The sequence below is a fragment of the Algoriphagus sp. NBT04N3 genome (genome assembly GCF_019443765.1).
Taxonomy (GTDB): Bacteria; Bacteroidota; Bacteroidia; order Cytophagales; family Cyclobacteriaceae; genus Algoriphagus; species Algoriphagus ornithinivorans.
In genome coordinates this window covers 1,934,491-1,956,639 of the sequence record NZ_CP048415.1, presented here as the reverse complement: position 1 = coordinate 1,956,639, position 22,149 = coordinate 1,934,491, and the positions used below count along the sequence as shown (strand labels likewise).

Genomic DNA, 22,149 nt, shown 5'->3' with positions numbered 1-22,149 from the left:
TCAGGTTAAGGTTTTAAGTATCTCATTTAAGGCTAGTTTTCCTTTTTTCTTTTCTAGGTATAAAATTTTAGGAGCAAATTCTTTGAGTTGATCAAGTAAGGATATCAACTCTTTATGGTTTTTCAAAGCATTGATTAGATGATTTGATATGTTTTGGATCAGCCTGAAGTATTTCCAAACACTGCATAACACCTTGTTCTTTTGTAATACCTGATTTTGTAACCAATTGAAAATATTTAGATTAAGAATAATCCAGATCAACTTTCCATAAAGTTGGCATTCAAACCGATGGATTTTTTTGGTATTAAACTCGTCAATGGTGACCAGCGATTTCCAGGTTTTGAAGATCAGCTCGATTTGCCAACGTAAGGAATATACTTTCCTGATGTCTTTTCCTTTCAGCATCTCAGCGGGAACATTGGTAATCATGATATTTAACCTTGCCCTTGCCTTAAATTTGTCCGAAACCTTGTTTCCCGTAGATTTTGCCTGTTTTGAGGTTTTTCGGAGTCTTTTCTCGTAGGTAGTCTCATCGGCAAGCGAAACCACAATCCGAACAGGAACTCTTTCTTTTTTCCCCAGAAAAACAGACATTTCCAGATATTCCAACTTATTTTTTTTGAGCTTCTTGAGGTAGGAGTTGATCTCCACTGGATCTTTTGAGTCCCGTTCTGAATAAATATTAACCTGTGGTGTCAACCGATTGATAAAGTAGGCTTTGGCTGAGTGAATCTTGGAAAGAAATCCCAGGGTACAATAGCCCATGTCTCTGAGAAAAAGATCATTTTCCTGAATATCATGGGTAAAATCGGCTGAGTCAGACTGATCATTCATCACCCCGGAAGTAAGCCTGAGATCAAGACTCTGCCCACTGAGAAAATCATATTCATATTGGACACTGATCATCGAAGAAGAGTGATGAAGCGCCCTCCGTACCCTTTGTACTTTGCAGAAAAAGAATCTGGGAGGGCAAATTTGGTGGAATCCTTAATCCGAATCCGGTTGAAATGAGTTTTGAGTGCCTGCTTTTCGCCACTATAGCTGATCTTTTGAGTCAAAAGACAGTCAAGACACTTTTTAGAAAGTCGACAGCGGGTGAAGTAAACTTATAGGTCATGAAGCGACTGCTTGGTGATGTTAATCCCGAATTCCTGAAATAGAAAGGAAGCCATATCTAGGAGACTGAAATCTTTCCCCCGTTGATAAGAAAACATGAGGCTCAACAGGAAACCGAAACCATCGAGCTTCGATTTCCTGATCGAATAGCCGGTTTCTTTGGCGAATGAATTGATGGATTTGGGGTTGAAATTTAGGAGAAATTTTTCTTTTAAAATCTGGTCTTTTTTCTGTATAAACCATTGATTTTCTATCTTTTAACCCTCAAAAATCCGTATATTAGAAGAAGAAAAAAGGCGGTAGACCGTGATTCCAACCGCCTTTTTAAACTAAAAAAACATTATACAAATATGAGCAAAAGGAAGAAAGATCCCAATGGGGATCTACGCTTTGTTCATAAATAAACTCACCCACAAGGTTTTAGCTTGCTAAACTGACGGCTATGGCCTGCGTCAGGCAGGCGCTCAGGCTGACATTAGAGTTATTTATGAGACAGCCTCTTGAAATTATAAGTTCACTGTTAAAGTATCTTCCACAGCTCCACAATTTAGCATTGAACTACCAAAAAGCGGGTTTTTGATATCTGAGGAGGCACTTAACCACATTCCACCGGTGTTGTTTTTGTACATAGGGCAATATTGATGGTAAAGGGTTCTATCTGCACCTGCAATTTTAAGAAAGTCCTTCATCAATACGCTTAATGCCTGGAAGCTTTCTCTCTGAACAGCAATATCATCCGATGCAATATTGGAAGCAAATTGAGCAGCCTCAGTTTGGACTCTCTCCAATTCTTCAAAGTCTTCTCCCTGAGAAGAAGCAATATCATAAGCTTTTAATCCTTCTGTTAGAGCTTTGCTTTTTTCAGCAGCATCTGACGAATTATCTGCCACAAGTGCATCTTTTACAGCTAAATAAGCATCAATAATTCCTGAAGTTCCAGAATTATTAGATACTGAAGTCGTTTGACTTACTTCAGTTTCCTGCATTTCACTTGAATCTTGAGACTCTTCAGTTTTCGAGCCAGAACAAGAAATTAGGGCAAAAGCCAGTGCTAGGGAAAATAAACCTGTTTTTGTCATGAGTTTTAATTTAATGATTATGAGATGTTGAAATTGTAGTTTTCGATTGTTCAGTGGCCAAAACCGCTTAACCTTTTAGGTAGGTTTGCTTGATCTCGCCACATGTGAGCATGGAAGCTCCAAAGTAGGGGTTGGTAATATCTTTTCTTTCAGAAAGCCAAAAAGCTCCCTGATTCCCAAATGCCATAGGACAATAGTCTTTATATACAGCCTCTTTATTCAATCCGAATAATTCAGTCATTTCCAATACAGCTTCAGATAGGTTGGAAAAGCCTTTCCTTGCTTCATCTATCGATGAGGCCTTTTCCATAGTCCCAACAGCCGCGTTCAGCTGGGCCTGGACTTTCATCCATGAATCATGGGCTTTACCTTCTACAAGCTTCATATCTACTTGAGAGACTGCTTTTTTTACCTCAGTCAAGTCTTTTTGACTCTGGTTCAATTGGTCGGAGACCAAGCCATTTTTTACTCTAAAGTAAGCATCAGCAATTTGAGTGATTTGATCTCGAAAGGCCGAAGAAACTTCTAAAGACCTGGTTTCTGGTCGATTCATCATACTAAAGTTTCCAGAAAGCTGTGCTGCTGCATCAATGGCAAATACACCATTGGTGACGATTTCTTCTCCAGCTTGTAAACCGGATTCTATTTGATAATTATCTCCGACCCGAGAGCCTAAGGTGATTTCTCTCATTTCATAGGTTGGAATTTCTGAATTAGGCACTTTGAGGTAAACAACTGATCTTTTTCCCGACCAAAGTACAGCTGTACGGGGAATTGAAAGCTTGGCTTGACTTCCTTTTTGAGTACTTTGAATTCTAGCTGTGACAAACATCTCCGGTTTAAGATTGCTTTGACGATTCAAAACCTCCGCTCTGATTGAAGCAGCCCTTGTATTAGGGTCGATCATCGGATCTATGTATGTGACTTTGGCTTTAAAATTTTCGCCTGGGATACCTGCAACATTGAAATTGACTTCATTTCCAACCTTGATAAATGGGAGATCTGATTCATAAGCATCCATCAGCACCCAAAGTCTGGATAGATCCACTACATTGAATAGAACTTGTCCTGTGGAAACATAGTCTCCCACAGCAATATTTCTTTGGGTTACTACACCACTAAATTCAGCAAGGATATCAATTTTATCTTTGACTTGACCTGACTTTTCTATTTCTGAGATTTGGGCTTCATTCAGTTTCCAGAGCTTCAATTTTTCTTTTGCCGCTTGGTATAATTCAGGAAAAGAGGCCTTGGTTTTTACAGCCTCGATCAATTCCCGCTGTGCGGTCAATAGTTCAGGTGAATAAATACTTGCCAGCCTTTGCCCAACTCTAACCTGCTCTCCTGTAAATGTGACATAAAGTTTTTCAATCCTTGCAGGAAACTTTGCAGTTATCGCTGCATTTTCTCTTTCATCTGCCTGAATTTTACCTGTAAGAAAAAGGTCACCTTTTGCATCTGTTCCTCCCACTATAGTTGTGCTTACATTAGCCATGGCAATAGCCTCAGGAGTCATTTCGAATGCTATTGGGTTGGAATTTCCAGAGGAGGAATTAGAAGCAACTGGAATCAAATCCATTCCACAAATTGGGCAGTCTCCTGGCTCGTTCAATTTGATCTGGGGATGCATGGAGCATGTCCATAATTGGTCAGTAAGAGTTCCTAAATGATCATGCCCAGCTTCCTGTGAAGTTTCCCCGCTTGGCTTGACCAACCAACCCAAGGCCACTCCCAAAAGAATAAGCCCTGCTATTTTTATCCATTTATTTTCAAGTAGCTTTTTCATGTTTTAGTCATTTAAGCCAGATAGATTACCGGTTCCCAAGGATTCCAGTAAGGCTAAACTTTTATGTTGTTGTACAATTGCCAATATGGCTTTCAATTGATAATCGAGTAAAATTTGCTGAGTAGCCAATACTTCCTCAAAGTCTTTTCCATTAGAGGTAAAAGAGGTTAATACTAAATTGAGTGTTTGATTGGCCAGTTCTGTTTGTTCCTGATAAAGTTTGACTTTTCGATTAGCATCTTCTAGATCACGGATAGCCATAGACCACTCCATTGCTAGCATATTGCTTTCCCTTTCTTTCCTCAATACCGTTGCTTCTTTCAGGTAGTTTGTTTCTTTAATTCTCGATTGAGTTTTTTTCCTGTAAATAGGCAAGGTCATAGTCACCATTGGCATGATCATATCATTTCCACCCATCAACATATTTCCTTCAGGTCTGGGCTGAAAAGGCATATAATTTACTCCTGCCCCAAACATAGGCCTCCCATCTAAACGTGCCATTTTCTCTTGCTGATCCAAGGCTGATAGTTCAGATTCATACATTTGAAGCATGGGATTATGAGTAGTTATGCTGTCTAAAACCACCATTTTATCCCATATTAATGCAGTTGCATCCAACTTCTCAGGAATAGCTATCGGAGCCTGGATTTCTCTATTTAATAGTTTATTGAATTTAATTTGAACAGGAGTCAATTGATCTTTCAAGGTTTCAATTGAACTTTCCAGTTCCCTGATTTGCATTCGAATACGAAGTACATCGCTCATTCCAATACCATTATTGCTCATCCCGGAATTCATTGCTTGTGGGCTGGAGGTAGTCATAGGTTGGGAGTTGCCCATCGAGCCCATCCCGGAAGAACCGGAGCTTACAGTTTGAGTATTAGTAGAGTTTTGGGGCATGGCGCTTTTGGGACTATTCCCGGCAGAGGCAGCTCTGAATTTACTTAGTGCCAGCGTTTCATATTTCTTTAAATACTCTAAGTTTTCCTGACTGATTCTAATCTGTTCCTGAATAGCATAGAGCTCATACCAAGAATCTTTAACTTGATAGAATAGCTGATTTTTGGCGTTCAAGAAAAGGCTGTATTTGGCCTGAGCCATGTATTTAGCTTCTTCCTTTTGAGTTGCCAGCATCCCAAACCAAGGGAACATTTGCATCAATCTGATATCAGCTACCTGATTTCCCATAAAACGCTCCATGGGTGAGGGGAATATTCCCACACTCAATTCTGGATCTGGGAGGCTACCAACCTGAGGCGCAATTTCCATAGCAGCTAAGTATTCTTGATAATAAGCTTTGAGTTCGGGATTGTTTTCTCCCGCTATTACCAAATAATCATCCAAGGATTGTGTCCAGGCTGGGAAGGTAATGCAGCATGACATGAGTACTATAATAATTGACTTTCTCATATCCTTATTGATTTTCATCCTCTGCAAAAACAGTAGGATTGTTTTTTAACTTTCTTTCTGCCCACCAGCAATAGAGAGTGGGTACTATAAATACGGTCGTTAACTCCAATACCATCCCGCCCAAAGAAGGAATAGCCATAGGAATCATAATATCAGAACCTCGACCGGTAGATGTAAATACCGGTACCAAAGCAAGAAGGGTAGTAGCTGTCGTCATCAAGCAAGGAAGGACTCTTCTTTTTCCGGCCTCCAATACTGCTTCTCTTACCTCTTGGGCTGATTTTGGAGTATTGCTTTTAAAGCTTTGATCTAAATAGGAGGCAACCACGACCCCATCATCAGTGGCAATTCCAAACAGGGCAATGAACCCTACCCAAACCGCTACGGATAAGTTGTACACTTTCATTTGGAACAATTCCCGCATGTTAGTTCCCAATAGAGAGAAGTCCATAAACCAATCCTGACCGTACAACCATATCATCCAAAAGCCTCCAGAAAAAGCCATTGCAATTCCTGTAAAGACAAAAAGCGTGGTGGATACCGCTCTAAATTGGAAATAGAGAATGAGAAATATGATGATGAGGGACAAAGGAACCACAATGGAAAGCCTTTTTTCTGCCCTGATTTGATTTTCATAGCTTCCTGAGAATTGATATCGAACTCCCGAAGGAACTACCAATTCTCCAGAATCAATTTTGCTTTTCAGATAGCGCTGGGCATCTTCTACTACACTCACTTCAGCAAAACCCGGTTTCTTATCCAATAAGACATAGCCTACCAAGAAGGAATTTTCACCCCGTATCATATCCGGTCCGGGTCTGTAGGTAATATCCACCAATTGCCCCAAAGGAATATAATTTCCCATTGGAGTCGGAACTTGAAGATTGGCAATGGCGTCAGGATCATCGCGGAATTCGCGGGCATATCGAACACGTATTGGGAAGCGTTCTCTTCCTTCAACCGTAGTACTTAATTTCATTCCGCCAATAGCAGTCTCTATAAAGTCCTGCACATCGACCACATTCATTCCATATCTGGAAATTTGCTCTCGATTGATGTCCAGTTCTAAATAAGGCTTACCGACAATTCTGTCTGCGAATACCGCTTCACTTTTGACAGAAGGAACCTCTTTGAGATAGTTTTCTAACTTTAATCCAAACTCTTCAATGGCTTGTAAATCAGGACCATATACCTTAATTCCCATAGGGACTCTCATGCCAGTTTGTAGCATGACCAGGCGGGTTTCAATGGGTTGAAGCTTAGGAGAGGAGGTGACTCCAGGAATATTAATTACCCCTACAATTTCATCCCAGATATCGTCAGGACTTTTGATTTCTTTTCTCCATTGTCTGAAGTATTCTCCATCAGAATCTGGTATCAACTGTGAGGTGTTAATTAAATGAGGTTCTGAATTCTCTGGATCATGAAAGAGTCCGTTTTTCAATTCATAATGCCCATCCTTATTGACCTTATACCTGATCCTGTTTCCATTGATATCTGTCGCATACTCGCTCTTGTAATTGATGGTATTTTCAAACATGGAAATAGGAGCAGGGTCGATGGCAGTTTCGGCTCTACCCGCTTTTCCAACTACTAATTCTACTTCTGGAATGGCAGTTACTAACATATCCAGTTTTTGGAGTACCTCCTTGTTTTCCTGAACTCCAGAGTGAGGCATAGTGGTTGGCATCAAAAGGAATGAACCTTCATTCAAAGAGGGCATAAACTCTTCCCCTAAACCAGGAAATGTATGGCTTAATCCAGACCAAACTGAACTGGTGCGAATATTCCATCCAATTTGGTCAAATGTTTTAGGAATGAATCCAAAAACCGTATTGAATCCCAACCAAATACTGGCGGCCGTGGTGATTACTAGCGCAGGGAAAATTAAGAATGTCTTCTTATTGTTTAAACACCAGGTAAGGAGACTTGGATAGGCTTTTATGAATAGAGAGAATCCTCCTAAAACCAGAAGTAAAAGGAGACCTATAAATAGAAAGTTGACAAAAGTGCTGTTGCTCACCCCTAAAGGCATCCACTCTGTAGTCAAAAGTCCTGTTACAGCCACTAAGGTTACTGCTATAATCAGAAATTTTTTTCTGAGTTATATTTTTTCAGGGAAATGAAAAGCAAGGGTATGAACCAGTCCATATCCAACCAGAACCCAACCTCCCCATGCCCAAACAGTCCAAGCGATCACCAGACCGAGCAAAACCAAGGCATAATTAAAGTACCTGCTTAACTTTCCTTTATAGCCTTTGAATGAGAAGAACCAATGCGAAAATGCCGGCATGATCAAAAGCGTGAAAATCAATGCAGCAACCAATGCGAATGATTTGGTGTAAGCCAATGGTCCAAAAAGCTTTCCTTCTGCAGCCTGTAGTGTGAAGACCGGTAAAAAGCTGATGATCGTAGTACTCACTGCAGTCAGAATTGCTCCTGAAACTTCAGCTGTTGCTTCATAAACGATCTTCAATTTGCTTTTGCCCTCAGGTGCCTGCTCCAGATGCCTGAGTATATTTTCATTGAGAATGATACCCAGATCCACCATGGTACCAATGGCAATAGCAATACCGGATAAAGCAACAATATTGGCATCCACTCCAAAGTACTTCATGAAAATAAAGCACATCAATACAGCTAATGGAAGCAATGCTGAAATCAATAAAGAGGCTCTTAGATTATACACCATCACTATAATGACAATGATGGTTATCAGGATTTGAAGTGAAATAGCTTCATAGAGTGTCCCCAGCGTTTCATAGATCAGGCCCGTTCTGTCATAAAATGGAACCAATGTGACCTTTGATACCGTGCCATCAGCTAATGTCTTGCTAGGTAGGCCCTCAGACAGCTTTTCAATTTCTGCTTTTACTCCCTCAATTACTTCCAGTGGATTGTCACCATACCTTGCAATAACAACTCCCCCTACAGCTTCAGCTCCGGATTTATCCAAGATTCCGCCCATATTTCTGGGCTGAGGGCCAATATTAACCCGCGCTACATCTTGGATCCTGATTGGAACGTTGTTGGTAACTTTGACTACAGCCTGATCCAAATCAGAAAGTTCTTCTACATATCCTAAACCCCGGATAAAATAATCCACCCGATTTACTTCGATGGTATTGGCAGAAACATCCAAGTTGGATTTCCTCATCGCTTCCATCACATCCATCAGGCTCACTCCATTAGCTTTAAGAGCGGCTGGGTCAACATCTACCTGATATTCTTTGATATAACCTCCAACCGATGCGACCTCTGATACGCCTGCCACAGATGTCAGTGCATATCTGACATAATAATCCTGAATGGTTCGGAGTTCGTGAAGATCCCAGCCTCCTACAGGATTGCCTTCAGGATCTCTTCCTTCTAAAGTGTACCAATAAACCTGTCCCAATGCCGTCGCATCAGGACCCAGCTTAGGTTGTACACCTTCAGGTAATAGACCTGCAGGTAATGAATTGAGTTTTTCTAATACTCTGGACCTGCTCCAGTAAAACTCAATATCTTCTTCAAAGATGATATAGATGCTGGAAAAGCCAAGTGCTGAGCTAGAGCGTACACTCTTAACTCCGGGAAGTCCTAATAAAGATGTGGTAAGTGGATAGGTGATTTGATCTTCAACATCCTGGGGGGATCTACCCATCCACTCAGTAAAGACGATTTGTTGATTTTCTCCGATGTCCGGGATGGCATCTACAGGAACCGGGTCCCGAGGTAGAATACCGATATTCCAGTTGAAAGGCGCTGTGGCTACTCCCCAAGCAATTATTAGGAGAAGCAAAAGCACGGTAACTAGCTTATTTTCTGGGAAATATTTTATGATGGAATTGAGCATAATTCATTCTAATTGTGCGAATTGAAAATACAAATGGACATTAGGTCCATGCACTAAGCGGAAGAACCGCAAGAATGAATTTTATATCAAAAAGCTTTGAAACAGAATCTGATAATCCTGTTCAATAGGAGGGGGGTAATAATCATTTACTCTTTGATCTTCCTGCGGAAAAACTGTGGTATTCCATATAAAGACCTCAATAAAGGCTAAGGCAAAGTGGATATTTACCTGTGAATTTGATTTCTTAAAAGATGATTCTTGGTCAAGCTGTAAATGCTGACTCAGGTTCTCACAGCATCCGCTTGGATCTACATGAGATTTTTCATCATGAGATTGGTGGGATTTAGGACTATCCATTCCACAATCTAAATGACTAGCGGCTAAGCTGAATTTACTGTCCATTTCCTCTCCCATACAAAAATGCGTGGTTTTGCCATTCCCACAGAGGAGAATAGAACAATCAATGAGAGCGCTATGGAAATAAATTTTTTCAACAGCTCAAATCTACGCAAATATCCACCAAATGTTCAAGTGATTCTTAATAAAATCTGATTTTCAGTACTTTAACTTACTTTGGGTTGGCCAAAAAGCCAGATTTCAGCACAGTTTTTTTGATGTCATCAGGATTTAAATCTACCGTTTTGACGGTTAATGTTTTTTCGGGATCCTGTAAATCAACATTCCATTCAGCAATTCCAGATTCAGCATTCAGGATAGGACTAACTTTGGAAAGGCAGTTACCGCAATTGATATTGGTTTTAAATTTTAGTGTTTTCATACTTGGTTTGTTTCCATTCAAAAATAGCTTTTCCAAGCTAAAGGTTCCCTTCTATTGAATTTTGAATGGCCTTTTTCCAATCCAAAATCTCTAAAGAATTCAATTCAGGCCCTCCACCTCGATTTGCAGAGCCAGCTGCCACGTAGATTTTTCCTTTAAAAATTACGGCTCCAGTTCCGTGTCTACCCTGATTAAGGCTTGGAAGTATGATCCATTGATTAGTTTCAGTATCTAATACTTCCACTTCTGCGTGAGCTGGGACTTGAGCAGCGCTCTCCCCATTCATAACCACCAAGTACTTTCCAATTCCCAAGTTAGAGTTTCCTGCTCTCGGCGTTGGGATTTGTGTGGTGTTACTTATCCATTTTCCTTGTTTGAAATCAAAGTAATCCACTTCTTCAATGGTAGTTTCCAACACTTTGCCAATAGCGGCATGGGAAGTCCTTCCGCCTGCCAAATACAATTTATCACCTACCATAGCAGCACTGATGTGATCTCTGGCCCTAGGTGCATCTGGCAGGACTTCCCATTTTCCTGTTTTTGGATTTAGTACGTCAAACCAAGAAACAAATCCTTCATAGTGTCCATCTTGAATACCCCCTGCCATATAAATCAAGCCATCTTTTACCACTACCCCTGCTGATCCCCTTTCCCTTCCCATCGGTAATTTGGGGCCTTCTCTCCACTTTCTTGTTTGAGGATTAAAAATCAATGCTGTAGGAATTGGAGTTTCATGCGGATAAGATCCTGTAAATGCCCCGATAACCCAGATTTCTCCATTCAGAGCCACCGCCTGAAAGTGGCTGATTTCCATGGGAGCATTAGCATATTTTTCCCATTTTTGAGTTTTGGGGTCAAATTTGTCTACCGAGCGAACACCTCTTCCTCCCAGGGCATATAGTTTTCCTTTACATGCTACAAATGAATTTTCATGCCTAGTCATGGCTTCTCCCTGGACTGCTATATTTTCCCAAGAACTTTGGGCATGTACTCCTAAGCCAAAGAATAAGCCGATTATCAATAGTAGGGTAGGTTTCATAGGTTTATTTTAGTGACTGAATTTACAATTTCACATTGGCTCTCCCAATACCTTTTATCAATAAAAAAACCAGGAGATTGTCCTGGTTTGATAATTGGATAGAATAGAGCTTATCTTCCCAAATCCAGAATATCCCGGATTTTGTTAATCTCTTCCAATTCTTTGTATATGGCCTCTCCATCGGAAGAAGCTATTTTTTCCCTTATTGCTGTCAAATTTGAAATATAGCCATCCAAGGATGCTAAAATATTATCCTTGTTTTCAGTAAGGATAGGAGCCCACATTGCCGGACTTGATTTGGCAAGTCTAACTGTAGAAGCGAAACCTGATCCTGCCATATCGAATATGTTTTTTTCATCCTCCATTTTTTGAAGGACAGTTTTTCCTAGCATAAATGAGGAAATATGGGACAAATGAGAAACAAAGGCCAGGTGTCGATCATGTTCCTCAGGATCCATAAATCTCAGTTTGAGATTCAATGCATCAAAAAGCTCATAGGCCTTTTCTTTCAGGTGGAGGTCTGTTTTCTCCATTTCGCAGAGGATCATCACTTTTCTATCCAATAGATCCGCAAATGCTGCTTTGGGTCCTGAATACTCTGTACCGGCAATGGGGTGTCCTGCTAAATATTGCTTTCTTTTAGGATGACCAGCCAACTGAAGGCAAAGCTTGGACTTGGTAGAACCTAAGTCAATTACCAAGGTATTTTCACCGACCTGATCCAAAGTTTGAATTAACAAGTCTCCCAAAGTATCAGCAGGAGTGGCTAGAATAATAATATCAGTGTCTAGGTCAGGCTTTTCTTGGGCCTTAGTAATGATTCCCAAAGTCAAAGCATCTTTCAGATTTTGGGTAGAAATATCTGTTCCCGTGATGGTCATTTCAGGGAATTTTCTTCTGGCCCCAAGTCCGAAAGAACCTCCCAGAAGTCCTAATCCTACAATATGTATTTTATTCATGATTTTAAGGTTTGATTCGTTTGATTGCCTCTAAAATTTTGAACTCTGGCATACAGAGTGAAATTCTCACGTAATTTTCTCCTCCTGAACCAAAGATTTTTCCTGGCGTGATAAAGATATTTTTCTCGTATAATAGATAATCGACCAATTCATCTCCTGATTTTCCTTCAGGAATTTTGCACCAGACAAAGAGTCCACCGTTAGACTTGGAATAAGATAAATCCAGTAGGTCTGCCAGCTTCCAAACCAGCTTACGTCGGTTTGTGTATAGCTCATTTAAATCCTGAAACCAATTTTTTCCCAACCTAAGAGCTGTAATGGCACCTTTTTGAATTCCTAAAAACATCCCGGAGTCCATGTTGGATTTGACCTTCATGACAGCTTTCACCCATTCTTCCTTTCCGCAAAGCATGCCTACCCTCCATCCCGGCATATTGAAAGTTTTACTCAGAGAGTTAAGCTCCATCGCTACTTCTTTGGCGCCAGATACTTCCAATAAGCTGATTGGCTGAGGATTCAAAATGTGCGAATAGGGATTATCATTAATCAGGATCAGCTGATTTTGCTTTGCAAAGGCAATTAAATTCTCAAACAGTTCCAGACTTCCCAAGGCTCCGGTTGGCATTTGAGGATAATTCACCCACATCAACTTGACTTTGCTACAGTCAAGAGAATTCAATTGATCCCAATTTGGATTTCCTGACTCATCCAATTCATAAAATATGGGTTCAGCTTCCAACAATTGGGTAACACTCCGGTAAGTAGGATATCCTGGATTTGGAATAAGCACTTGATCCCCGGGATTTAAGAAAGTCATGCTGATATGCATAATACCTTCCTTTGAACCCATCAAAGGAAGAATTTCAGTCTGTGGGTTTAATCTTACCCGAAACTCCCTTTGATAAAATTCAGCCATGGCCACCCTAAGTTCAGGGATACCCTGATAAGCTTGATATCCATGAGATTGCGAATTTTCTGCTGTATGGTTTAGGGCTTGGATTACTTCTTTGGCTGGAGCCAGATCAGGACTTCCTATGCCCAAATTGATAATGGGTTTCCCATCCGAAATCATTTGATTGACTTCTTTGAGCTTGGCGGAAAAATAATATTCCTGTACCTCCTCAATGCGCTTTGCAAATCCCTTCATTATTTTCTGCTCCTGTATTCTCCAAAAATTTTAACATCCCCAAAATCCCTTTGGATAAGAATCATCGCATCCCGATAATTTTCATAATTCGTAAAAACTGCATCAATGAAAAAGGAATATTCCCAAGGTTTTTCAATGACTGGAATAGATTGAATTTTACTTAAGTCCAATCCTTTATAAGCCAGCATACTGAGTAATTGGGCGAGGCCTCCTTGCTCATTTTTGATGGTTACTTTGAAAGAGGCTTTGTTCGATCCTTCATCTGAAGGATTGATCTTATTTGCCAATAAAATAAAGCGGGTGAAATTGCTTTTAACAGTTTGTATATCTCTTGCAAGTATTTCCAATCCGTAGATTTCTGCTGCTATTTCCGAAGCAATTGCGGCTAGGCCCTCACTCTGTTCCTGGCTAATTCTTTTGGCTACCGTTGCTGTATCTATATCATCTACTTGCTTCATATTTGGATGTTGGGCAAGAAATGTTTTACACTGCAATAAAGCCATTGGGTGGGAGCGAACCTCCTTAATCTTGTCAATTTGCTGACCAGGCAAGGCCATCAATTGATGAGCAATAGGCAAGTAAAATTCGTCACTTATAAATAGCTCATACCGATCGAGGAGATCGTAATTAGGCAAAATAGCTCCAGCTATGGAATTCTCTATAGCCATCACTCCAAAATCAGCTTCTCCCTGAGAAATGGATTTTGCCACTGCTTCAAAAGTATTGAAGGGAAGAATTTCAGCTTCATCTCCATAAGCCTTTAAGGCCACTTGATGATGGAATGAACCAGGGATTCCCTGTATGGCAATTTTAAGACTCATGGTTTGAAAGATCTATTCCGGCAAGCTGGCAGTGCTTCCAGAAACTAGGATAGCTTTTATTTACCACATCCGGATCCTCAATTAGTACTTGAGTTTTTGTCAAAAGAGGCATAAATGCCATCGCCATTCTATGATCATCGTAGGTGTGAATTTTTACCTCGTGTGGCATAGTCACAGATGGAATCACTTGAAATACTTCAGGCTCAATTTCTTTAAGCTCAGCATTAAACTTGGCTAATTCTTGCTGTAAAGCATAAATTCTATCAGTCTCCTTTATACGAAGACTTTCCAGTCCTGTGAATTTCGCATTTTGGCCAATGATTGCGCAGGTAACAGCTACAGTTTGAGCCAAATCAGGGCAATCTGTAAAGTCAAACTCTTCCAATCCCTCCACAGGGATTTTTTCTAACAAAACGCCATCCTTTTGGAAGCTGCTTTTCACGCCGAGTTTGGACATGATTTCCACAACTTTAGAATCTCCCTGAAGGCTATTTTCTTTCAACCCTTTCAAAAAAAGTTGTCCGGAATCTGAACAGGCTAAAAGGCTAAACCAATAACTTGCCCCAGACCAATCGCTCTCCACCATGAATTGGGTTGGCTGATAGGCTTGGTTTTCAACTTTAATGGTATTTTTTTCCCAGGTATAGTTGATCCCGAACTTGGCCATCAATTCCAAAGTCATTTCGATATAGGTGCGGCTTCCCACTTTTCCTTCCAACTCAATTTCCAGTCCTTTAGGTAATATAGGAGCAATCATCAACATGGCGGAAATGTACTGACTGGACACATCTCCGCGAATTTTTACCGCAGATTTTGTCTGATCTGAAAGTCCATGAACCGCCAAAGGAGGATAACCTTCCACATTCATGTAATGAATTTCAGCCCCAATTTCCCTCAAAGCATCAACCAAAATTCCGATAGGTCTTTGACACATTCTGGCCGTTCCTGTCATTACTTTATTTTGATTGGTGACAGCAGCATAAGCTGTCAGAAATCGCATCGTGGTACCTGCATCCAATACATCGTAAACAGGAGGGTTGGTTTGAAGCAGGCGAATCATAGTCTGCGTATCTCTCGCTTCTGCCAGGTTCTCGATAGTATTTTGACCTTCAGTCAAAGTATCTATGATCAAAACCCGATTAGATTCGCTTTTAGAGGAAGGAAGAGGGATAGTGGTGGGAGTAAAAGCTGATTTCTGATTCAGTTTTAGTAGCTCCATAGTGTCAGTTGGCAAGGTAAATAGGTTATAGGTTTTGATAATAGGTTAGGGCAGCTGCTATTTCGCTTTTGTTCACGGGAACGTTAAAGGTGCAGCTTCCAATTTTTTCCAGTAAGGAAAATAAAATCTCCTTTCCTTCATTTTTTTTGTCTTGGAGACAAAGGTTCAATACGGGTTCAAAATCTGATTTATTGAGTTTGATTTTTCCATATACTTCCAAAAGACTCTGGGTGATTTGCTCAAGATCGGCAGAAGACATTTGACATTTTTCGACGGACAACCAGGCCTCGCAAATCATTCCTGCGGCTATAGCTTCTCCATGCAACAAATGGTAAGGACTATCCAGAAAATGTGTTTCTAAGGCATGTCCTATGGTATGACCAAAATTGAGGATCTTCCTTAAGCCGGCTTCCTTGGGGTCTTCTTGCACAACCGATTTTTTAATTTCCACGGAATGCGAAATCAGACTTTTCCAGTCATTTTCTTTCCAATTTTTAAAATCTAAATTTTCAAAATATTCTTTATCCCGAATAAGTCCATGCTTGATGATTTCTGCAAAGCCTGACCTTAATTCGTTCGAAGGAAGTGTTTTGAGAAAATGGGGACAAATAAGAACAAGTTCTGGTTCATTAAAGACACCCAGATGATTTTTGAGACCTTCAAAGTCAACCCCTAATTTTCCTCCCACACTGGCATCTACCTGAGAAAGTAGGGTAGTAGGCAAATTGATAAATCGAATGCCCCTTTTGTAAATACTGGCGCAAAAACCGCCCATATCTCCCAACACTCCTCCTCCCAAATTCAAGACAAGAGCCTTTCTATCCAATCCCGCCTCGGTCATTTCTGTCCAAATTTCAGCGCAGGTTTCTAGGTTTTTATGCTTTTCTCCCGCAGGAAAGGTGAAATGAAAATAAGATTCCGGCAAGGCATTTTTAACCAGAGGAAAACAATATTCTTGGGTGTTTTCATCTGTTAGAATAAATAGAGATGAAAATGAAAGGGAAGAAAGTGCCTTAGATAGACTTTTAGATGGCTGTTCCGCAATTATGATTGGATTCACAAAACTCAAGTTTAAAACCTAAAGGTACATCAAATTAAGAAAGGGATGGGTAGATTCTTCCCTTTCTTTAAGGTGCTCAGCCGTATTTGTTATTTCTTGAGAGGCTCTGCTTCCCGAAGTTGTTTTTCCTGTCTCTTCACAGATTCTTCGTGGATACAATAAAGCAGTTCTTTCATGAATTTTTCGCTCAACTGCTTAGCCACTCCTTTTTGAGTTCTGCTTTCCATTACTTCTTTCCATCTGTTAGATTGGAATACTGTCAAGTGATGCTCTCTTTTATGCGTACCAATCTGATCAATCACAGCAAATCTTTCTTGTAAAATATCCAATAGCTGGTCATCTAAATGATCTACTGCTCTTCTTAAGTCCTGCAACCTTTCGTCAGGCTTCATATTTTCCAAAGGCTCTTTGAAGTCAATTGATTGAATCATTTGCTTCAGCGCTTTTGGAGTAACCTGCTGCTTGGCATCAGACCATGCTTTGTCAGGGTCATGATGAGTTTCTATCATCAATCCATCCAAACCAAAGTTCATAGCTCTTTGAGCAACTTCAAGAAGTCCATCTCTTCTTCCGACAATGTGGGAGGGATCATTGATTACTTCCATTCCTTGCCAAACGCGCTTAAGGTGGATAGGCATTGACCAATTGGGCTTGTTTCTGAAGCGCTTATCATAAGCATCAGAGAAACCTCTGTGAATTGCGGCTAATTTGTCAATACCCACTGCATGCATTCTTTCCAAAGCGCCCATCCATAGGTCTAGATCAGGATTCATTGGGTTTTTAACCATTACAGGAACATCCGAGCCTCTCAATGCTTCCGCAATTTCCTGAACCGCGAATGGATTAACTGTGGTACGAGCTCCAATCCACAATACATCTACTTTATGCTTCAGTGCCAGTTCAGCATGTGCAGCATTTCCAACTTCCACTGTAATAGGAATATTGAGGTGATGTCGGACGATCTCCATCCATTTTAATCCTTCTTCTCCAACTCCTTCGAATGATCCTGGTCTTGTTCTAGGCTTCCAGATTCCTGCTCTAAATAATTGAGGAACAGTGTTTTCCTCTTTCATCTCCTTGCAGATCTGTTCGATCTGCTCTGGCGTTTCCGCAGAACAAGGTCCTGCGATGATCAAAGGGGAGCTGAGTCCCAATCCCCAATCTTTGATTTGTTTGTGTGGTTTCATACGGCTTGAGCGTTTAAATGAAAAAAGCCCGACTCTTTCGAATCGGGCTTTTGTGATATTTATTTTCTTTTAGTTTTTGGCTAGACAATACACAGCTCCGATTCGATTTTTCATTCGAAAGTAAAAGTAAAAGAAAGTAAAATAGATCGCTGCTGTGATTAACATGCTGTAAATGTAAGCGGAGGAATTTTAATTGCAAAATATTTTTTTCACCAATTGATTATCAAATATGTAAAGTGAAGGGCTCTTCTTTGCGTTTATTTCAAATGAGATAAAAATATAGAATCAATTCAGAATAATTAATCACTAATGAATATAGTAACGGAATTATATATTGAAAAATAATTTTTCAACAAATAAAAGAATACTTCCTTTCATTATGTCACTTGCTTCAATTTTTTGATTCTATTTTATCCAAAATTTCTGTTTGAGTTCGAATAGACTCTTGATGTAGAATTCCGAAAATCTCCTGAATCAATTCTGGGTTCAATCCTAAGGATTCTCCCCACCTAGGTCGGCTATCGAAAATCTCTTTCCAACGCTCCATCTGCAATACGGCCACGTTATTGAGTTTTTTGTATTCACCTATTTTTTCTACCAATTGCATTCTTCTGTGCAAAGCTTCTAATAGGTCATGATCTGCTTGATCAATCTGACTTCTTATTTCTGCCAATTGATTGAGCATTTCTGCAGCTTCAAATTTCACCTTTCTGGTTTTCAGCTGAGAAAGCATGAATTCCAGGTTTTTAGGAGTTAATTGTTGGGCAGCGTCGGACCAAGCTTGATCTGGATTACAATGGGACTCAATGATCAAGCCATCAAAATTTAAATCAAGAGCCTTCTGAGCAATGATGGGAACTAGGTCTCTCTTTCCTGAGATATGACTTGGATCATTGATCATCATCAAATCAGGGAAATGAGTTCTGAATTCAATTGGGATCTGCCAAAGAGGGGAGTTACGGTGAATTTGATCCCTAAAATTTGAAAAACCTCTATGTATTACTGCCAGATCTTGAATCCCAATTTTTTGGAATCGCTCTACCGCTCCAATCCAAAGGCTTAAATCTGGATTGACAGGATTTTTAATCATCACCGGAATATTAACTCCTTTGAGACTTTCGGCTATTTCCTGAACGGTAAATGGATTGGCTGTGGATCTTGCTCCAACCCAGAGTATATCAATTTCATGAGCCAGGGCTTCCTCAACATGTTGGGCAGAGGCAACCTCTATCGCAAATTTGACTGGGTATTTATTTTTGATTTCCTGGATCCAAGGAAGGGCAATGGATCCTAAGCCCTCGAAACTCCCTGGTCTTGTCCTTGGTTTCCATACACCTCCGCGTATTAAGTTGATGCCTTGAGATACCAATTCCTGAACAGTATTATCCAGTTGTTCGGGGGTTTCTATGCTGCATGGACCTGCAATAATTAAGGGCTGTGAATGGGAATTTTTATTGAAAAGGGTTTCCAAAGTATTCGGGTTTTTGTTCTTTAAAACTCAAGTAGGGGCGACTAGGTTTAATTTCCTGATTTTTTGATTTTTTCAGTATCAGATTCCGCCCAAATATCCCAACAAATCATCTGCTGAAGAGGTTTTTTTAATATCTTTGCACCTTTATTTGAGCAATATGCCAGTAAAACCCAAAATTTCTTTCGAGAATCTAGAAGTAGCCTTCGCCTCCAAGAGCGATGCTGAATTGCGTAAAATGTATTTGATTTTCGCAACCCTCAATAATAATCTGATCTCCGATCTGGGTATTGGATTAGCAAATTTGGCCTTTAAACTCAAACTTCCGGTCAAAGGTATCATGAAAAAGACCATGTTTGGTCATTTTTGTGGAGGAGAAACTATCAAGGAGTCCATTCAAGCCTGTAAAAAGTTGGCGGAATACGGGGTAGAATCTATTCTCGATCTTTCGGTAGAGGGAAAAGGAGATGAAGCCAGCTTTGATAAAACTACGGAGGAGATTTATCAGACTTTGGTCGAATCAGCCAAAACCGATTACATGCCTTTCGGTGTATTTAAGGTAACCGGACTGGGAGATTATCATATCATGATCAAAATCCAGGATGGGGAAAAGTTAAGCAAAGAAGAGCAAGCGGCTTTTGATAGGATGAAAGCTAGGGTGGATAAACTTTGCAAAGCTGCTCATGATTTGGGATTAAGGATTCTTGTGGATGCAGAGGAATCTTGGTTCCAAAACGTTATAGATGATTTGGCCTATGAGGCCATGGAAAAATACAATCAAGACCGTTGTGTAGTCTATAACACCTATCAAATGTATAGGCACGACTCTTTGTCAAGATTGCAAAAAGCCCATTTGGTAGCTCAAGAAAAAGGTTATTTGTTGGGTGCCAAACCTGTAAGAGGTGCCTATATGGAAAAGGAGCGGGAAAGGGCAGAGGAGATGGGTTATCCTGATCCGATTCAACCTAATAAGGCAGCCACTGACAGGGATTATGATGCAGCCATCGCTTATTGTGTTGAGAACGGGATTTATCTGGTTTGTGCTACCCATAATGAAAAAAGTAGCCTTCAACTGATAGATTTGATGAACCTCAATGGGATAGACCCTAAGTCAGACCGAGTTTTCTTCTCTCAACTTTACGGGATGAGCGATAATATTTCCTTTAATCTGGCTAACTCGGGATATAGGGTGGTAAAATATGTTCCTTATGGACCTGTAGAAAAAGTGATGCCATATCTAACCCGAAGAGCAGCAGAAAACAGTTCCATAGCTGGACAAAGCAGCAGAGAGTTTGAGCTGGTGAAAAGAGAAATGAAAAGAAGAAAGAGAAATTAAAAGTGTGAAGTCTGAATTCAGAAGGCTGAATTTGAAATCAGAAAGCTGAAAAAGAATAGTCAAGGAATAAAATAAAAATTAGAACTCTCAAATCTATACCATGCAACTTTTGAGTGAACAGGAAATCGAACGAAGAAAAGACAGGGAAGAGCTGATGCAATTAGGGATAAACCCTTACCCAGCTGAAGCTTTCCCAATCAATGTCACTTCAGAGGATATTCATAAAAATTACGAAAATCATAAAACCGACTACAAAGATATCTCAATTGCTGGTCGATTGATGACTAAAAGAATCATGGGCTCAGCTTCATTTGCTGAGATTCAGGATTCTACTGGAAGGTTACAGATTTATGTAAGAAGGGATGATATCTGTCCGGGAGAGGATAAAACACTTTACAATAGTGTATTCAAAAAGCTATTGGGTATAGGAGATTTTATAGGAGTTAAGGGATATATTTTTACTACTCAAACTGGAGAGATTTCCCTTCATGTCACTGAATTGAAGGTTCTTTCTAAATCCGTTAAGCCATTACCTGTAGTTAAAAGAGACGAAGAAGGGAATGTCTACGACGGATTTACAGATCCTGAAATGCGCTATAGACAACGCTATGTGGATTTGACTGTCAATCCAGAAGTGAAGCAAACTTTCATCACCAGATCCAAAATTATTTCTACCATGCGTAGATATTTTGATGATCACGGATGGTTGGAGGTAGAAACTCCTATTCTTCAGGCTGTTCATGGTGGTGCTGCTGCAAGACCTTTCCAGACTCATCATAATACGCTGGACATGCCTCTGTTTTTGAGAATCGCGAATGAACTATATCTAAAGAGGTTGATTGTTGGTGGCTTTGATGGAGTTTATGAGTTTGGGAAAATGTTCCGTAATGAAGGAATGGACCGAACTCACAATCCGGAATTTACATCCATGGAAATCTATGTAGCCTACAAGGATTACATCTGGATGATGGAAATGGTGGAAGATCTTCTTGAAAAAGTTACCCTAGCGATTCACGGAGATACCAAAGTCAAAGTAGGAGAGAAGGAAATTGATTTTGCAGGTCCTTACCGTCGTTTGACAATGTACGATTCGATTAAGGAATATGCTGGTATTGACGTAAGTAAAATGGGAGAAGAAGAACTCAGAAAAGTTTGTACTGAGCTAGGCATTGAAGTAGATGATTCTATGGGCAAAGGCAAACTGATTGATGAGATTTTCGGAGAAAAAGTTGAGGAACACTTAGTTCAGCCAACATATATCACCGACTACCCAATTGAAATGACTCCCTTGGCAAAAAAGCACAGAACAGAACCTGGCTTGGTGGAGCGATTTGAATTGTTCGTGAATGGAAAAGAAATAGCTAATGCCTACACGGAATTAAATGATCCAATTGATCAGCGAGAGAGATTTGAAGATCAGTTGAAACTAGCCGAAAGAGGAGATGATGAGGCGATGGCCATGGATGAGGATTTCTTGAGATCTTTGGAATATGGAATGCCACCTACTTCGGGATTGGGTATTGGAATCGATAGATTGACCATGTTGCTGACCAATAAGACTACTATTCAGGAAGTATTATTCTTCCCTCAAATGAGACCTGAGAAAAAGCAGGTGGAAATGACTGAGGAAGAAAAGATGATTTTTGAATTAGTAAAGGGAAATCAGCCTGCTTTATTGCCTGAAATCAAGGGTATGACTGATTTGAGTAATAAAAAGTGGGATGTTGCTATGAAAGGCTTAAGCAAAAAAGGAGTGGTATCTGTTCGAAAAGAAGGTGAAAACCTTTTTATTGATTTGGCAGAGTAGTTCTCTTAATTATTGAATCTGATTATCCGCAATCATGCCAGCTGACTTATTTTCCTTGCTTGACAGGTTGGAAGACCGATGACCGAAGACGGAAGCTTC

16 protein-coding genes and 1 pseudogene are annotated in these 22,149 nt (G+C 40.2%); 2 read left to right on the top strand and 15 right to left on the bottom strand.

Annotation, left to right across the window (positions count from 1 at the left end):
- From GYM62_RS08515 to GYM62_RS08445, 15 genes and pseudogenes are all read right to left on the bottom strand, one after another.
- The gene (locus tag GYM62_RS08515) at nt 1–975 is read right to left on the bottom strand and encodes an IS4 family transposase (protein WP_255590686.1); all 975 of its coding nucleotides are present in this window, start codon (nt 973–975) and stop codon (nt 1–3) included.
- A 647-nt stretch (nt 976–1,622) separates the two neighbouring features.
- Nucleotides 1,623–2,195: a DUF3347 domain-containing protein gene (locus tag GYM62_RS08510; protein WP_219959099.1), complete on the bottom strand. Its 573-nt coding sequence runs from the start codon at nt 2,193–2,195 to the stop codon at nt 1,623–1,625.
- Nucleotides 2,196–2,262: 67 nt separating this feature from the next.
- Entirely contained in the window at nt 2,263–3,981 is a 1,719-nt protein-coding gene (locus tag GYM62_RS08505; protein ID WP_219959098.1) for an efflux RND transporter periplasmic adaptor subunit, read from the bottom strand.
- Between the two features lie 3 nt (nt 3,982–3,984).
- Nucleotides 3,985–5,391, bottom strand: coding sequence for a TolC family protein (locus GYM62_RS08500; RefSeq protein ID WP_219959097.1), 1,407 nt, complete (start codon nt 5,389–5,391; stop codon nt 3,985–3,987).
- A 4-nt stretch (nt 5,392–5,395) separates the two neighbouring features.
- Nucleotides 5,396–9,229 (bottom strand): annotated as a pseudogene (locus GYM62_RS08495) (efflux RND transporter permease subunit).
- An 81-nt stretch (nt 9,230–9,310) separates the two neighbouring features.
- Complete coding sequence (locus GYM62_RS08490) at nt 9,311–9,643, bottom strand: hypothetical protein (protein WP_219959096.1); 333 nt, start codon at nt 9,641–9,643, stop codon at nt 9,311–9,313.
- Between the two features lie 154 nt (nt 9,644–9,797).
- The gene (locus tag GYM62_RS08485) at nt 9,798–10,007 is read right to left on the bottom strand and encodes a heavy-metal-associated domain-containing protein (protein WP_144602665.1); all 210 of its coding nucleotides are present in this window, start codon (nt 10,005–10,007) and stop codon (nt 9,798–9,800) included.
- A 37-nt stretch (nt 10,008–10,044) separates the two neighbouring features.
- On the bottom strand, nt 10,045–11,046 hold the full coding sequence (locus GYM62_RS08480; protein ID WP_219959095.1) for a kelch motif-containing protein: 1,002 nt from the start codon (nt 11,044–11,046) through the stop codon (nt 10,045–10,047).
- A gap of 110 nt (nt 11,047–11,156) precedes the next feature.
- Entirely contained in the window at nt 11,157–12,005 is an 849-nt protein-coding gene (locus GYM62_RS08475) for a prephenate dehydrogenase (RefSeq protein ID WP_219959094.1), read from the bottom strand.
- A 4-nt stretch (nt 12,006–12,009) separates the two neighbouring features.
- Nucleotides 12,010–13,152, bottom strand: a complete 1,143-nt coding sequence (locus GYM62_RS08470) for a pyridoxal phosphate-dependent aminotransferase (protein ID WP_219959093.1) — start codon at nt 13,150–13,152, stop codon at nt 12,010–12,012.
- A complete protein-coding gene (locus GYM62_RS08465) occupies nt 13,152–13,973 on the bottom strand; it encodes a prephenate dehydratase (RefSeq protein ID WP_219959092.1) in 822 nt (273 codons plus the stop codon). The genes GYM62_RS08470 and GYM62_RS08465 overlap by 1 nt, the downstream gene beginning before the upstream one ends.
- Entirely contained in the window at nt 13,963–15,192 is a 1,230-nt protein-coding gene (locus tag GYM62_RS08460; protein ID WP_219959091.1) for a 3-phosphoshikimate 1-carboxyvinyltransferase, read from the bottom strand. Before GYM62_RS08460 ends, GYM62_RS08465 begins: the two co-directional genes overlap by 11 nt.
- Before the next feature lie 25 nt (nt 15,193–15,217).
- Nucleotides 15,218–16,252 carry a 3-dehydroquinate synthase gene (gene aroB, locus GYM62_RS08455; protein WP_219959090.1) on the bottom strand — a complete coding sequence of 345 codons (1,035 nt, stop codon included), beginning with the start codon at nt 16,250–16,252 and terminating at the stop codon, nt 15,218–15,220.
- 89 nt (nt 16,253–16,341) lie between these two features.
- Nucleotides 16,342–17,439, bottom strand: coding sequence for a chorismate mutase (locus GYM62_RS08450; protein ID WP_091650053.1), 1,098 nt, complete (start codon nt 17,437–17,439; stop codon nt 16,342–16,344).
- Between the two features lie 391 nt (nt 17,440–17,830).
- Nucleotides 17,831–18,910 (bottom strand): chorismate mutase, encoded by a 1,080-nt coding sequence (locus tag GYM62_RS08445; RefSeq protein WP_219959089.1) that lies wholly within the window; start codon nt 18,908–18,910, stop codon nt 17,831–17,833.
- A 157-nt stretch (nt 18,911–19,067) separates the two neighbouring features.
- On the opposite strand from GYM62_RS08445, the gene GYM62_RS08440 reads away from it, so the two are divergent.
- Nucleotides 19,068–20,243 carry a proline dehydrogenase family protein gene (locus GYM62_RS08440; protein WP_219959088.1) on the top strand — a complete coding sequence of 392 codons (1,176 nt, stop codon included), beginning with the start codon at nt 19,068–19,070 and terminating at the stop codon, nt 20,241–20,243.
- A gap of 100 nt (nt 20,244–20,343) precedes the next feature.
- Nucleotides 20,344–22,050: a lysine--tRNA ligase gene (lysS, locus tag GYM62_RS08435; RefSeq protein WP_219959087.1), complete on the top strand. Its 1,707-nt coding sequence runs from the start codon at nt 20,344–20,346 to the stop codon at nt 22,048–22,050.
- Nucleotides 22,051–22,149 lie beyond the last annotated feature (99 nt).